We start from the raw sequence: 13,100 nt of genomic DNA, 5'->3' as shown, positions 1-13,100 counted from the left end.
ACTGAAGAGAGCACCGTGGCCGCCGACAAGATCGACACCATCGTCAGCCTGAGCAAGCGCCGTGGCTTCGTATTCCCGAGCAGCGAGATCTACGGCGGCTCGAAGGCCGCCTGGGACTACGGGCCGCTGGGCGTCGAGCTGAAGGAGAACATCAAGCGCCAGTGGTGGCGGGCGATGGTCACCTCGCGCGAGGACGTGGTGGGCCTGGACTCCTCGGTGATCCTCGCTCCCGAGGTGTGGGTCGCCTCCGGCCACGTGGCCACCTTCTCCGACCCGCTCACCGAGTGCACCTCCTGCCACAAGCGCTACCGCGCCGACCACCTGGAGGAGGCGTACGAGGCCAAGCACGGCAAGCTCCCCGCGAACGGCCTCGCCGACATCAACTGCCCGCACTGCGGCACCAAGGGCGCCTTCACCGAGCCCAAGCAGTTCTCCGGCATGCTCCAGACGCACCTCGGCCCGACGCAGGACGCCGGCTCGCTCGCGTACCTGCGCCCCGAGACCGCGCAGGGCATCTTCGTCAACTTCGCCCAGGTGCAGATCGCGTCGCGCAAGAAGCCGCCGTTCGGCATCGCGCAGATGGGCAAGTCCTTCCGCAACGAGATCACGCCCGGCAACTTCATCTTCCGCACCCGCGAGTTCGAGCAGATGGAGATGGAGTTCTTCGTCAAGCCCGGCGAGGACGAGAAGTGGCACGAGTACTGGATGCAGGAGCGGTGGAACTGGTACACCGGCCTGGGCCTGCGCGAGGACAACATGCGCTGGCTGGAGCACCCCAAGGAGAAGCTCTCCCACTACTCCAAGCGCACCGCCGACATCGAGTACCGCTTCAACTTCGGCGGCCAGGAGTTCAGTGAGCTGGAGGGCGTCGCCAACCGCACGGACTTCGACCTCTCCGCGCACTCCAAGGGCTCCGGCCAGGACCTGTCGTACTTCGACCAGGAGGCCGGCGAGCGCTGGTTCCCGTACGTCATCGAGCCGGCGGCGGGCGTGAACCGCGCGATGCTCGCGTTCATGCTCGACGCGTACAACGAGGACGAGGCGCCCAACGCGAAGGGCGTCATGGAGAAGCGCACCGTGATGCGCCTGGACCCGCGGCTCGCCCCCGTCAAGGTCGCGGTCCTCCCGCTGTCGCGCAACCCCGAGCTCTCCCCGAAGGCGAAGGGCCTGGCGGCGGCGCTGCGGAAGAACTGGAACATCGAGTTCGACGACGCGGGCGCGATCGGCCGCCGCTACCGCCGCCAGGACGAGATCGGCACGCCGTTCTGCGTCACGGTGGACTTCGACACGCTCGAGGACAACGCGGTGACCGTGCGCGAGCGCGACACGATGACGCAGGAGCGGGTGTCCCTCGACCAGGTCGAGTCCTACCTCGCGGTGCGCCTCCTCGGCTGCTGAGCCGCCTCCCGGCGGGGCGGGGGGTTCCCTCCGCCCCGCCGGGCGCTGTTTCTCGACGGGACCTTCCCCCGGTGGGGGTTGCGCGCGCAGTTCCCCGCGCCCCTGGTTTGCTGCCCTCCGCGGCAGAAGTGAGCCCCTTCGGGGGCCGCTTCTGCCGCGGAGGGCAAGCGTTTTTCAGGGGCGCGGGGAACTGCGCGACCAGCCACAGACAACCGGCACACGCGCACAGGGGGAAAGGGGCACCCTCCTCAGGCGACCGTACGCGGCAGCCTGAAGCTCAGGGCGACCTGCGCGGCGATCGCGGCGAGCTGCGCCAGCAGGGTCCAGACCAGGGCGTCGCGGACGCCCACCGATGTGCTCAACGTCAGAAACAGCGTGCCCAGCGTGGCGACGCCCAGCGCGAGGCTGGCCTGCTGGGTCGTGGCCATCGCGCCGCCGCCCACCCCCGCCCGCGCCGCCGGCACCTCGCTCAGGACGATGCGGAAGACCACCGGCATCAGGAAGCCCTGCCCGAAGCCGGTCAGCGCCATGCCCGGCGCGAGGGCCCACACGCCCAGGTGCGGCCAGCCCCAGTAGAAGGTCGCCGTCAGGGTGAGGACGCCCGCCGCCTGGACGAGGCAGCCGCCCGTCACGGTGAGCCGCCCGAAGCGCGCGACGGCTCGCGGCCCCAGCAGCGAGGCCGCGAAGAACGCCGCGGACAGCGGCGCGAGCGCGGCGCCCGCCGCGAGCGCCCCGAGGCGCAGCCCGTCCTGCATGGCCACGGCGAGCACGAACATGAAGCCGCCGAAGCCGACGCACAGCGGCAGGATGAGCAGCAGCCCGCTGCGTACGCTGTGGATCCGCAGCAGCGACGGCGGCAGCAGCGGGTCGCCGCCGGTCCGCTCGCCGCGGCGTTCGACGGCCACGAAAGCCGCTCCGGCGAAGGGCGAGACGCCCAGCAGCACCCACGACCACAGCGGCCAGCCCGCCGCGCGCCCCTCGGTGAGCGGCAGCAGCAGGGCGACGAGCGTCACCGCGAGCAGGACGGTGCCGGGCCGGTCGACGCGCGCCGGGTTGTCCGAGCGCGTCTCGGGCACGGACTTCCACGCCAGCGCCAGCGCGACTGCCGCGATGGGCACGTTGACCAGGAAGATCGACCGCCAGCCGGTGCCGGCGACGTCCGCGGAGACCAGTACCCCGCCGAGCACCTGCCCGACGACGCTCGCGATGCCCGCGGTGGCGCCGTAGTAGCTGAGCGCCCGGCCGCGGCTGCTGCCGGACGTGGCGGCCTGGATGGTCGCGAGCGCCTGCGGCAGCAGCAGCGCGGAGGCCGCGCCCTGCGCGATGCGGGCGGCCACCAGCGTCCAGGCGGTGGGGGCGAGCCCGCACGCGAGCGAGGTCGCCGCGAAGAGGCCGAGGCCCCACAGGAAGAGGGTGCGGCGGCCGAGCATGTCGCCCAGCCGGCCGCCGAGCACGAGCAGGACGGCGTACGCGACGCCGTATCCGGCCACGACCATCTCCAGCACCGCGGGTCCCGCGGCGAGATCGTGGTCGATGGTGGGGAGGGCCACGTTGACGATGAAGAAGTCGACCATCGGGAGGGCGGCGCCGAGCAGCACGGTCAGCAGTCCGAGCGCGCTCAGCACGGGTGCCGCGGGTGGCGCGGCGGGTACGGGGGCCGGTGCCGCGATGCGGGTCACGCGGGGCAGCACCTGGGCCCGGGAAGCGAGGGCCTTGTTCATGTCGGTCACGTCATTCACACTGGACCCGCGCTCAAGGGGGTACCAGAGAGCGTTTATCCAGGTATACCGACCACCTGGCAACCGGCTGCCGCGTCCGGCACGCTGGAACCATGACCACGACACCGCCCGCCGCCCCGACCCCGGCCGGGCCCGTACCCGAGCAGGTGCCCGCGTACGCGGCCGACGGCGGGCGGGCCGTGCCGGCCGCGGAGCCCGGGGAGAGCCGGCGGCGCGAACTCGCGCACTTCCTGCGCAGCCGCCGCGAGCGCATCGCGCCCGAGCAGGTCGGCCTGCCGCCGGGGCGCCGGCGGCGGACGCCCGGGCTGCGCCGCGAGGAGGTCGCGCAGCTCGCAGCGGTCGGCGTCACCTGGTACACGTGGCTGGAGCAGGCCCGCGCCATCCAGATGTCGGGCCAGGTCGCGGACGCCATCGCCCGCGCGTTGATGCTCGACGCCAGTGAGCGCAGCCACCTCTTCACGCTGGCCGGCACCCCCGACCCGCACCCGCACCTGGACGGCCCGGGCATGTCCCCGGCGATGCGCGCGATGCTCGACCAGCTGGAGCCGCTGCCCGCCGCGGTCTTCAACAGCCGCTACGACATCGTCGCGTACAACCGCACGTACGGGCGGCTGGTGACCGACCTGGACGCGCTGCCCGCCGAGGACCGCAACGTCATGTGGCTCGCCTTCACCCACCCGCTGTGGCGCGAGCGGATGTTGGACCGCGAGGAGAACACCCGGCTGATGGCGGGCAAGTTCCGCACCTCGATGGCCCAGCACATCGGCGAGCCCGGCTGGAAGGAGCTGCTGCGGCGGCTCCAGCAGCACTCGGCGGAATTCCGCCAGGCGTGGGAGCGGCACGACGTGCTGCGCCTCGGCACCCACGTCAAGCGCTACCTCAACCCCGAAGTGGGCCTGCTCGCCTTCGACTTCAGCCACCTGTGGCTCGGCCCGCAGGACGGCCCGCGGATGACCGTCTACGCCCCCGCGGACGCGCAGACCCGCGAACGGCTGGAGCAACTCCTGCGGATCGTGACCACCGAGGGCGCCCCCGCCGCGGTCTAAAATCACCCAATGACCCCCACCCGTGCCACCGCCTCCGGTCTGCGTGAGCTGACCCGCGCCACGGTGCGCGCACAGATCGCCGAGCGGGCGATGGAACTCTTCCTCGCCCAGGGCTTCGAGGAGACCACGGTCGAGCAGATCGCCGCGCAGGTCGGCATGTCGGCGCGCAGCGTCTTCCGCTACTTCGCGACCAAGGAGGACATGGTCGTCGGCAGCATGCAGGAGTCCGGCGCGGTCCTCGCGGGCGCGCTGGCCGAACGGCCCGCCGGGGAGGGCCCGTGGGAGGCGCTGCGCGGTGCCCTGGACGTCCTGCTCACCCCCTTCGCGAAGGACAGGGAAGCCGCGCTGGCCCGGGCCCGGATGTTCGCCGACACCCCCGCGCTGGGCGCGGCCCGCCAGCAGAAGCACGCCCGCTGGCGCGAACTGCTGGAGCCCGGCGTGCTGTCCCGGCTCCCGGAGGGCCCGGCCGACGACCGCGAACTGCGCGCCGCCGCGATCACGACGGCGGTCCTCGGCTGCCTCGACGTCGCCGTGACCCGCTGGTCGGGCGCGGGCGGTACGGGGAATCTGGGCGAGATGCTGGACGCGGCGATCCGCGCGGTGCGGGAGTGAGGCACGGGCGGGCCTGACGTGCGGTCCGGCCCGCGCGGTCAGCCCTCCCGCGGGACGGCGGCCAGGCCGGCGGTGATCCGGTCCAGGGCCGCCAGGTCGTCCGGGGGGAGGGCGAGGAGGGCCGGGGGAGGGGTGCCGAGGATCGCGTTGGCGCGGGCGGCCGTCGCGAGGCCCGCCGGGGTGGCCGACACGATCTTGGCGCGGCGGTCCTCCGGGTGCTGGGTGCGCCGGACGAGGCCGCGCTCTTCGAGGTCGTCCACCACGAGCGTCAGATAAGGGCGGTCGCAGGCCAGTTCGGCGGCCAGCTCGCTCATCCGGTACGGCTGCTCGGGGTGCTTGGCGATCCGGCGCAGCGCCTTGATGCGGAAGAAGCTCATGCCGAGGGCCTCGGCGACCTCCTTGCGGCGCTCGTTGTGCTCCAGCACGAGCGCGCGCAGGTTGCCCCAGACCCGTTCGGCCGCGGTCCGCTCCGCGCCGTGCTCCCCGCCCTGCCCCGGCAGGGGCTCTGCCGGGGAGTCCGCCCCCCGCCGTGCCGTCGTCGCGCTGGTCACGTCTTCACCGCCATCCGGTTGTCCGCCGTCTCGGGGGCGACGAGCAGCCCTGCCGTACGATCCGCCGTGCGCCTGGCCCAACGGCCGGTGGTGAGCGTACCGAGCACGAGCACCGCCGCACCACAGCCGGTGATGATCCACCACGCCCCCTGGTGCAGCCCGGCGGCCAGTGCCGCGCCGAGCACCGCGACGCCGAGCGACTGCCCCACCTGGCGGCTCGTCGACGCGACCGCCGCCGCCACGCCCGCCTGCGACCGCGGCATGCCGGACACCGCGGTGTTGGTGATCGGCGCGTTGACGAAGCCGAAGCCGATGCCGAACAGGACGTACGCCGGGAAGAGCAGCGCGTTCGTCGACTGGGCGTCGAAGCCCGCGAAGAGCACGCCGCTCGCCGTCATCGCGACGCCCGCCAGCACCAGCGGGACGCGCGGCCCGCGCGAGCCGACGAGGCGGCCGGACAGCGGCGCGAAGACCAGCGCCATCGCGGCCATCGGCAGCATGTACAGGCCCGCGTCGAGCGCGGACAGCCCGCGGGTGTTCTGCAGGTAGAGCGTGTTGAGGAAGAGGAAGCCGCCGAGCGCCGCGAAGCCGCACACCGCGATGACGGTCGCGCCGCTGAAGGGCACGCTGCGGAAGAACCGGGTGTCGATGAGCGGGTCCTCGCGCCGGGACTCGTACCGCGCGAGCGCCACCGCCGCCGCGGCCGCGACGACGAAGCAGGCCAGGATCTCCGGGGACGTCCAGCCCGCTCCTGAGCCCTCGATGATGCCGTACGTCAGGGTGCCCAGCAGCGCGACCACCAGCAGCTGTCCGACCGGGTCGATCCGGCGGGCGCGCGGCGCGCGCGACTCCGGCACGAAGCGGGCGGTCAGCAGCAGCGCGGCGAGCCCGATCGGCACGTTGATCCAGAAGATCGCCCGCCAGCCGACCGACTGCACGAGCGCGCCGCCGACGATCGGCCCGGCCGCCATCGAGATGCCGACGACCCCGCCCCACACGCCGATCGCGCGGGCCCGCTCGCGGGGCTCGTGGAAGGTGTTGGTGATGATCGACATCGCGACCGGGTTGAGCATCGAGCCGCCCACCGCCTGCACCATCCGGAAGACGATGAGCCAGCCGAGGCTGGGCGCGAGGCTGCACAGCAGCGAGCCCGCGGTGAAGACCGCGAGCCCGGTCTGGAAGATCCGCCTACGTCCGACGCGGTCCGCCGTCGAGCCCGACAGCAGCAGGAGCGAGGCGATGACCAGCAGATACGCGTCGATCGTCCACTGCAGACCGGAGACGGAGGAGTGGAAGTCCTTCTGCAGCGACGGCAGCGCGACGTTCAGGATCGTGTTGTCGAGGCTGACGATCAGCAGGCTCATGCAGCAGATCGCGAGGATGAGCATGCGGCGGCGGGCGGTGGTGGCTTCCGGGGCGGTGGGTTCCGGCATGGATGGCGGGTCCAATGATTGTACGAATGTAATCGTTACTACAGTACAACCATCCTCCGGCGGCCGTGCCCGCCGGGTACGGGACAATGGAGCCCATGACCGCTGACACCACCCTTGCCCCGGCCGCGCCCGGCGCCCTGCGGATCGGCCCGCACGCCGTGTGGCCGCCGGTCGTGCTCGCACCCATGGCCGGTATCACCAACGCGCCCTTCCGCACGCTGTGCCGGGAGTTCAGCGGCGGCAAGGGGCTCTTCGTCAGCGAGATGATCACCACCCGCGCGCTGGTCGAGCGCAACGACAAGACGATGCAGCTCATCCACTTCGACGCGACCGAGACGCCGCGCTCCATCCAGCTCTACGGCGTCGACCCGGCGACCGTCGGCAAGGCCGTGCGGATGATCGTCGACGAGGACCTCGCCGACCACATCGACCTCAACTTCGGCTGCCCCGTCCCCAAGGTCACCCGCAAGGGCGGCGGCTCCGCGCTCCCGTACAAGCGGCCGCTGCTGCGGGCCATCCTGCGCGAGGCCGTCGGCAACGCCGGGGAGCTGCCCGTCACCATCAAGATGCGCAAGGGCATCGACGACGACCACCTGACGTACCTCGACGCCGGGCGGATCGCCGTCGAGGAGGGCGTCACCGCGGTCGCCCTGCACGGCCGTACCGCCGCGCAGCACTACGGCGGCACCGCCGACTGGGACGCCGTCGCGCGCCTCAAGGAGCACGTGCCCGAGATCCCCGTGCTCGGCAACGGCGACATCTGGTGCGCGGAGGACGCGCTGCGGATGATGCGGGAGACCGGGTGCGACGGCGTCGTGGTCGGCCGCGGCTGCCTCGGCCGCCCCTGGCTCTTCGGCGACCTCGTCGCCGCCTTCGAGACGCCGGACGCGCCGCCCGCCGCCTTCGGCTTCGCCCGGGTCGCCGCGATCATGCGGCGGCACGCCGAGCTGCTGGGCCTGTGGCTCGGCGACGAGGCGCGCGGCGTCATCGACTTCCGCAAGCACGTGCCCTGGTACACGAAGGGCTTCGCGGTCGGCTCCGAGGCCCGCCGCGCCCTGGCCTCCGCGTCCTCGCTGGCCGAGATGGACGAGCAGTTCGCCGGCCTCGACCTCACCCAGCCCTGGCCCGCAGGCGCGGACGGCCCCCGCGGCCGCACCGCCCCCGGCAAGCGCGTCGTCCTCCCGGACGGCTGGCTGGACGACCCCTTCACCTGCGAGGCCCTCTCCGAGGACGCGGAATCCGCCACGTCGGGCGGCTGAGCGTCTTGCGCTGCCGCGCCGGGTGAGCTCTGCGGCTGCGGCTGCGCCGCCGGGCGAGCGTCCCGGGCTTGCGGCTGCGCCGCGGGGCACTCGATTTTCAGGGGCGCGTGGGGGTACCTCCCAGGCGAAGCTCTGGGGGAGAACTGCGCGAGCAACCCGCCACCGGCCAGTGGTCCGGAAACGACAGCAACTGCCCTTTTCGGCCGGTTCACCACCCGCGCCCCGGCGGGGGCTCGGAGGTCCCCCCGGGCTCCTCAAAAACGCTCGCCCCGCGGGCGTACGCACGGGTCCGAACGGTGAGACCCGCGAGGGTGATTCCGCTCACAAGGCGAGTGACCGCGCTCAAATGAGCGCCCAGGTGAGCGCGTCACCTCTCGAATGGTGAGCCCCGCCGGGTCAGCGGCAATCGTGCAGAGGGTCACGCCAAACGTCACCCTCAGCCACCGTGCCCGGCGGGTGGCTCGCGCAGCGAATTCGTGGCTTCGGGTTGTGAATGCGGGGAGAAGCCCCGCCGAAGGGGCGAGGACTTTCGATGTGAACGCAGACGGGGGTTTACACCCGTGTGTCGTACGGATGGACGCACTGCGGAGCCTTCGAGATGGGTACGCTCCCCGCCGTCAGGGCAACCCGTTGCGAGGAGTCGAGGCCCAGTGTCGGCACGGCAGAAGCAGCAGAAATTCGTCTACGACTTCACTGAGGGCAACAAGGACCTCAAGGACCTGCTCGGCGGGAAAGGTGCGAACCTCGCCGAGATGACCAACCTCGGGCTCCCGGTCCCTCCCGGGTTCACGATCACGACCGAGGCGTGCCGGGTCTATCTGGAGTCCGGCGCGGAGCCGTCCGCGCTGCGCGACGAGGTGAGTGCGCACCTCGAAGCGCTGGAGCAGCGGATGGGCAAGAAGCTCGGCCAGGCAGACGACCCGCTGCTGGTGTCGGTCCGCTCCGGGGCCAAGTTCTCGATGCCCGGGATGATGGACACCGTCCTCAACATCGGGCTGTCGGACGCGTCCGTCGCCGGTCTCGCGGCCCAGGCGGACAACGAGCGCTTCGCGTGGGATTCGTACCGCCGCCTGGTGCAGATGTTCGGCAAGACCGTCATGGACGTGGACGGCGAGCTGTTCGAGGAGGCGCTGGAGGCCGCCAAGCGTGCGAAGGGCGCGGGCAGCGACCTCGACCTGGACGCCGCCGACCTGCGGCAGCTCGTCGCGGACTTCCAGCAGATCGTGAAGACGCAGACCGGCCGGGATTTCCCGCAGGACCCGCGCGAGCAGATGGACCTGGCGGTGCGGGCGGTGTTCGACTCCTGGAACGGCGAGCGCGCCAAGCTGTACCGCCGCCAGGAGCGCATCCCGGGCGACCTGGGCACGGCCGTGACCGTCTGCTCCATGGTGTTCGGCAACCTCGGCCCGGACTCCGGCACGGGCGTGGCCTTCACGCGCGACCCGGCGAGCGGCGCGCAGGGCACGTACGGCGACTACCTGCAGAACGCGCAGGGCGAGGACGTCGTCGCCGGCATCCGCAACACCGTGCCGCTCGCCGAGCTGGAGGCGATCGACAAGACGTCGTACGACCGGCTGATGGCGATCATGCAGACGCTGGAGGAGCACTACAAGGATCTGTGCGACATCGAGTTCACCATCGAGCGCGGGCAGTTGTGGATGCTCCAGACCCGGGTCGGCAAGCGGACGGCCGCGGCGGCGTTCCGTATCGCGACGCAGCTCGTCGACCAGGGCGTCATCGACGAGGCGGAGGCGCTGCGGCGGGTCACCGGCGGGCAGCTGGCGCAGCTGATGTTCCCGCAGTTCGACGGCGAGGTGGCCGACAGCGGGGAGGTGCGGCGGATCGGCTGGGGCATCGCGGCATCGCCCGGGGCGGCGGTCGGCAAGGCGGTCTTCGACTCCTACACCGCCGTGAAGTGGTCCCGCTCGGGTGAGCAGGTCATCCTCATCCGCCGGGAGACCAACCCGGACGACCTCAACGGCATGATCGCCGCCGAGGGCATCCTCACCTCGCGCGGCGGCAAGACCTCGCACGCGGCGGTGGTCGCGCGCGGCATGGGCAAGACGTGCGTGTGCGGCGCCGAGGAGCTGGAGGTCGACACCAAGCGGCGGCGGCTGACCGCGCCGGGCGGTGTGGTGATAGAGGAGGGCGACCTCGTCTCGATCGACGGCTCGTCCGGCAAGGTCTACCTCGGCGAGGTGCCCGTCGTGCCGTCGCCGGTCGTCGAGTACTTCGAGGGCCGTATGCACGCAGGGGCCGACGAGGCCGACGGGCTGGTGCAGGCGGTGCACCGGATCATGGCGTACGCCGACCGGATCCGTAAGCTCCAGGTGCGGGCCAACGCCGACAACGCCGAGGACGCCTCGCGGGCCCGGCGGTTCGGGGCGCAGGGCATCGGGCTGTGCCGCACCGAGCACATGTTCCTGGGCGAACGCCGGGAGATGGTCGAGCGGTTGGTGCTCGCCGACACCGACGCCGAGCGCGACGAGGCGCTGGCATCCCTCCTGCCGCTCCAGAAGGCCGACTTCATCGAGCTGTTCGAGGCGATGGACGGACTGCCGGTGACCGTACGGCTGCTGGACCCGCCGCTGCACGAATTCCTGCCCGACATCACGGAGCTGTCCGTACGGGTCGCGCTCGCCGAATCCCGCAAGGACGCCAACGAGAACGATCTGCGCCTGCTCCAGGCCGTCCACAAGCTGCACGAGCAGAACCCGATGCTGGGCCTGCGCGGGGTGCGCCTCGGGCTCGTCATCCCGGGCCTGTTCGCGATGCAGGTGCGGGCCATCGCGGAGGCCGTCGCGCACCGCAAGGCCGCGAAGGGCGACCCGCGCGCGGAGATCATGATCCCGCTGGTGGGCACGGTGCAGGAGCTGGAGATCGTCCGGGAGGAGGCCGACGGCGTCATCGCCGAGGTCGAGGCGGCCACGGGCACGCGGCTCAAGCTCGCCATCGGCACGATGATCGAGCTGCCGCGCGCGGCCCTGACCGCGGGGCAGATCGCGGAGGCCGCGGAGTTCTTCTCCTTCGGCACCAACGACCTCACCCAGACCGTGTGGGGCTTCTCGCGCGACGACGTCGAGGCGTCCTTCTTCACGGCCTACCTGGAGAAGGGCATCTTCGGCGTCTCCCCGTTCGAGACGATCGACCGCGACGGCGTCGGCTCCCTCGTCCGCAGCGCGGTCGAAGCGGGCCGGGCCACCCGCCCCGGCCTCAAACTCGGCATCTGCGGCGAGCACGGCGGCGACCCGGAGTCCGTCCACTTCTTCCACCAGGTGGGCCTGGACTACGTCTCCTGCTCCCCCTTCCGCATCCCCGTCGCCCGACTGGAGGCCGCCCGCGCCACCACCCTGACCCCCTGACCGGGCCGGCCCGTGGGCGCACCGCCGGCGGCCCCACGCCCTGGGGGCCAACCCTCACCGACCGGTGACCCACCACCCGGCCCACCCCGCCGGGGACGGCACTTCGTGCGGACGTGCCGTCCCCGGCTCTTCCCTTGCCGGGGGCTCCCGGTGCCGCGGGCAGGGGCCTACGACGGCTCGTCGGTCAGGGCGTCCTCGTAGGCGGTGAGGGTGCGGATGAAGAGGGTGCGTTCAGTGGGGGTCAGGGGGGTGAGGGCGGTGCGCCAGGCGGTGGCACCGCGGGCGAGCCAGGCGTCGATCGCGGGGCGGTGGGCGGGGGCGATCGTGACGATCGTGCGGCGGCGGTCGGCGGGGTCGGGGGTGCGGTCGAGGATGCCCTGGCGGCCGAGGTCGCTGACCATCAGGCTCACGGTGGCGGGGGCCACTTCGAGGCGGGCGGCGAGTTCGTTGACGGTCAGGGGGCCGTCGAAGAGCAGATAGGAGAAGAGGGAGAGGTGGCGGGGGGCGAGCGAGAAGCCGCTCAGCTCCGCCGGGACCTTGATCCGTTTGGCCCGGCCCACCATCCGCGGCATGAGCAGCAGCAGGCTGCGGATGCCGTCCTCGACGCTGACGCCGACGTCACCGGCGGTCTGCCGGGTGCCGTCGGGGGTCGTATCCGGGGGCTGGGCACCGTCCGCGGTTGACATACGTCTCTCCTGCCTTTTAGCTTCGTACTCAAAGCTTCTTTGCTTGCAAAGCAAAGTCGTGTCTGACGGTCGAGCTTATCGGAGGGCCTGCCATGGCCGATTGGAACGCATCGATCATCGCCGAGTTCCGCGCCAACGGAGGCCGCGTCGGCGGCCTGTTCGAGGGCGCGGACCTCGTCCTGCTCACCACGACCGGCGCCCGCAGCCGCATACGGCGCACGTCGCCGCTCGGCGTCGCCCGGGAGGACGGGCGGCTGCTGGTCTTCGGCTCCAACGCCGGCGGCGACCGGCACCCCGACTGGTACCGCAACCTTCTCGTCCACCCGCGGGCCGAGGTCGAGACGGCGGACGGGCGCGGCGGAGTGCGCACCCTCGCCGTCCGGGCCGAGGTGCTGGAGGGGGCCGAGCGGGACGCCGCCTACGCGCGGCAGGCGGCGCGCGTCCCGGCGTACGGCGACTACCAGCGCAAGACCGCGCGGGTCATCCCCGTGGTGGCGCTGCACCCGCTGGACCTCACGGCGCCGGACCCGGCGCGCAACCGGGCCATCGCCACCCAGCTGCTGACCGTGCACGCGGACCTGCGGGGCCAGTTGGCGCGGCTGCGGCAGGGCGAGGGTGCGGCCGCAGGGGAGGGCCTGACCGTGCACTGCCTGGCCTTCTGCGACGCGCTCGGCACGCACCACGCCTCGGAGGACGCCGTCCTCCCCGCCTTCGACGAGGGCTTCCCGCACCTCGCGCCGGTCCTGGCCCGGCTGCGCGCCGAGCACCGGGAGGTGGCCCGCGAGTTGGCAGGGCTGCGGTCCGCGGTGACGGCGCCGGGGGAGCCGGGGGAGAGGGCCGCGGGCCTGGCGGGGCGGCTGGACGCCCTCGCGGCCCGGATGGAGGAGCACTTCGCGTACGAGGAGGAGCACCTCCTCCCCGTCCTCATGGGGGAAGGGACCGGGTCCGAGGGCTGAGCGGGACGCTGGTACGGACCTCTTTCCGGCTGCCCTGCCCAGGATTTCCGAAGCTTTC

10 protein-coding genes are annotated in these 13,100 nt (G+C 72.4%); 6 read left to right on the top strand and 4 right to left on the bottom strand.

All coding sequences use genetic code 11. The annotated features are described in order from the left end of the window. The first annotated feature begins 15 nt into the window (after nt 1-15). On the top strand, nt 16-1,398 hold the full coding sequence (locus IH54_RS0123260; RefSeq protein WP_031519984.1) for a glycine--tRNA ligase: 1,383 nt from the start codon (nt 16-18) through the stop codon (nt 1,396-1,398). A 248-nt stretch (nt 1,399-1,646) separates the two neighbouring features. Here IH54_RS0123260 and IH54_RS0123255 read toward each other — a convergent pair whose 3' ends face one another. Further along, nucleotides 1,647-3,119, bottom strand: a complete 1,473-nt coding sequence (locus tag IH54_RS0123255) for an MFS transporter (protein WP_078862456.1) — start codon at nt 3,117-3,119, stop codon at nt 1,647-1,649. Between the two features lie 110 nt (nt 3,120-3,229). On the opposite strand from IH54_RS0123255, the gene IH54_RS0123250 reads away from it, so the two are divergent. Both IH54_RS0123250 and IH54_RS0123245 read left to right on the top strand, forming a co-directional pair. Next, nucleotides 3,230-4,183 (top strand): helix-turn-helix transcriptional regulator, encoded by a 954-nt coding sequence (locus IH54_RS0123250; RefSeq protein ID WP_078862455.1) that lies wholly within the window; start codon nt 3,230-3,232, stop codon nt 4,181-4,183. 9 nt (nt 4,184-4,192) lie between these two features. Continuing rightward, a complete protein-coding gene (locus IH54_RS0123245) occupies nt 4,193-4,795 on the top strand; it encodes a TetR/AcrR family transcriptional regulator (protein ID WP_031519978.1) in 603 nt (200 codons plus the stop codon). A 38-nt stretch (nt 4,796-4,833) separates the two neighbouring features. On the opposite strand, the gene IH54_RS0123240 is transcribed toward IH54_RS0123245, so the two are convergent. After that, nucleotides 4,834-5,346 carry a MarR family winged helix-turn-helix transcriptional regulator gene (locus tag IH54_RS0123240; protein ID WP_234343720.1) on the bottom strand — a complete coding sequence of 171 codons (513 nt, stop codon included), beginning with the start codon at nt 5,344-5,346 and terminating at the stop codon, nt 4,834-4,836. After that, nucleotides 5,343-6,779 (bottom strand): MFS transporter, encoded by a 1,437-nt coding sequence (locus IH54_RS0123235; protein ID WP_031519972.1) that lies wholly within the window; start codon nt 6,777-6,779, stop codon nt 5,343-5,345. The genes IH54_RS0123240 and IH54_RS0123235 overlap by 4 nt, the downstream gene beginning before the upstream one ends. Before the next feature lie 95 nt (nt 6,780-6,874). On the opposite strand from IH54_RS0123235, the gene dusB reads away from it, so the two are divergent. Together dusB and ppdK are read left to right on the top strand one after the other, a co-directional pair. Next, nucleotides 6,875-8,038 carry a tRNA dihydrouridine synthase DusB gene (dusB, locus tag IH54_RS0123230; RefSeq protein WP_031519970.1) on the top strand — a complete coding sequence of 388 codons (1,164 nt, stop codon included), beginning with the start codon at nt 6,875-6,877 and terminating at the stop codon, nt 8,036-8,038. A 650-nt stretch (nt 8,039-8,688) separates the two neighbouring features. Further along, nucleotides 8,689-11,400: a pyruvate, phosphate dikinase gene (ppdK, locus tag IH54_RS0123225; protein ID WP_031519968.1), complete on the top strand. Its 2,712-nt coding sequence runs from the start codon at nt 8,689-8,691 to the stop codon at nt 11,398-11,400. Nucleotides 11,401-11,567: 167 nt separating this feature from the next. Here the strand turns inward: ppdK and IH54_RS0123220 are convergent, their stop codons facing one another. Continuing rightward, on the bottom strand, nt 11,568-11,972 hold the full coding sequence (locus IH54_RS0123220) for a MarR family winged helix-turn-helix transcriptional regulator (RefSeq protein WP_052397779.1): 405 nt from the start codon (nt 11,970-11,972) through the stop codon (nt 11,568-11,570). Nucleotides 11,973-12,178: 206 nt separating this feature from the next. Between IH54_RS0123220 and IH54_RS0123215 the strand changes: the two genes are divergently transcribed. Continuing rightward, the gene (locus tag IH54_RS0123215) at nt 12,179-13,042 is read left to right on the top strand and encodes a nitroreductase/quinone reductase family protein (protein ID WP_031519964.1); all 864 of its coding nucleotides are present in this window, start codon (nt 12,179-12,181) and stop codon (nt 13,040-13,042) included. Nucleotides 13,043-13,100 lie beyond the last annotated feature (58 nt).

It is taken from the genome of Streptomyces sp. NRRL F-5123 (genome assembly GCF_000721495.1).
GTDB lineage: Bacteria > Actinomycetota > Actinomycetes > Streptomycetales > Streptomycetaceae > Actinacidiphila.
This window is presented reverse-complemented; position numbering and strand designations above follow the sequence as displayed.

Bases quoted from the DNA above. Each gene is read 5' to 3' on its own strand.
- IH54_RS0123255 (WP_078862456.1), bottom strand. From the start codon at position 3,119: ATGAACAAGGCCCTCGCTTCCCGGGCCCAGGTGCTGCCCCGCGTGACC.
- IH54_RS0123250 (WP_078862455.1), top strand. From the start codon at position 3,230: ATGACCACGACACCGCCCGCCGCCCCGACCCCGGCCGGGCCCGTACCC.
- IH54_RS0123245 (WP_031519978.1), top strand. From the start codon at position 4,193: ATGACCCCCACCCGTGCCACCGCCTCCGGTCTGCGTGAGCTGACCCGC.
- IH54_RS0123235 (WP_031519972.1), bottom strand. From the start codon at position 6,779: ATGCCGGAACCCACCGCCCCGGAAGCCACCACCGCCCGCCGCCGCATG.
- dusB (WP_031519970.1), top strand. From the start codon at position 6,875: ATGACCGCTGACACCACCCTTGCCCCGGCCGCGCCCGGCGCCCTGCGG.
- IH54_RS0123220 (WP_052397779.1), bottom strand. From the start codon at position 11,972: ATGCCGCGGATGGTGGGCCGGGCCAAACGGATCAAGGTCCCGGCGGAG.
- IH54_RS0123215 (WP_031519964.1), top strand. From the start codon at position 12,179: ATGGCCGATTGGAACGCATCGATCATCGCCGAGTTCCGCGCCAACGGA.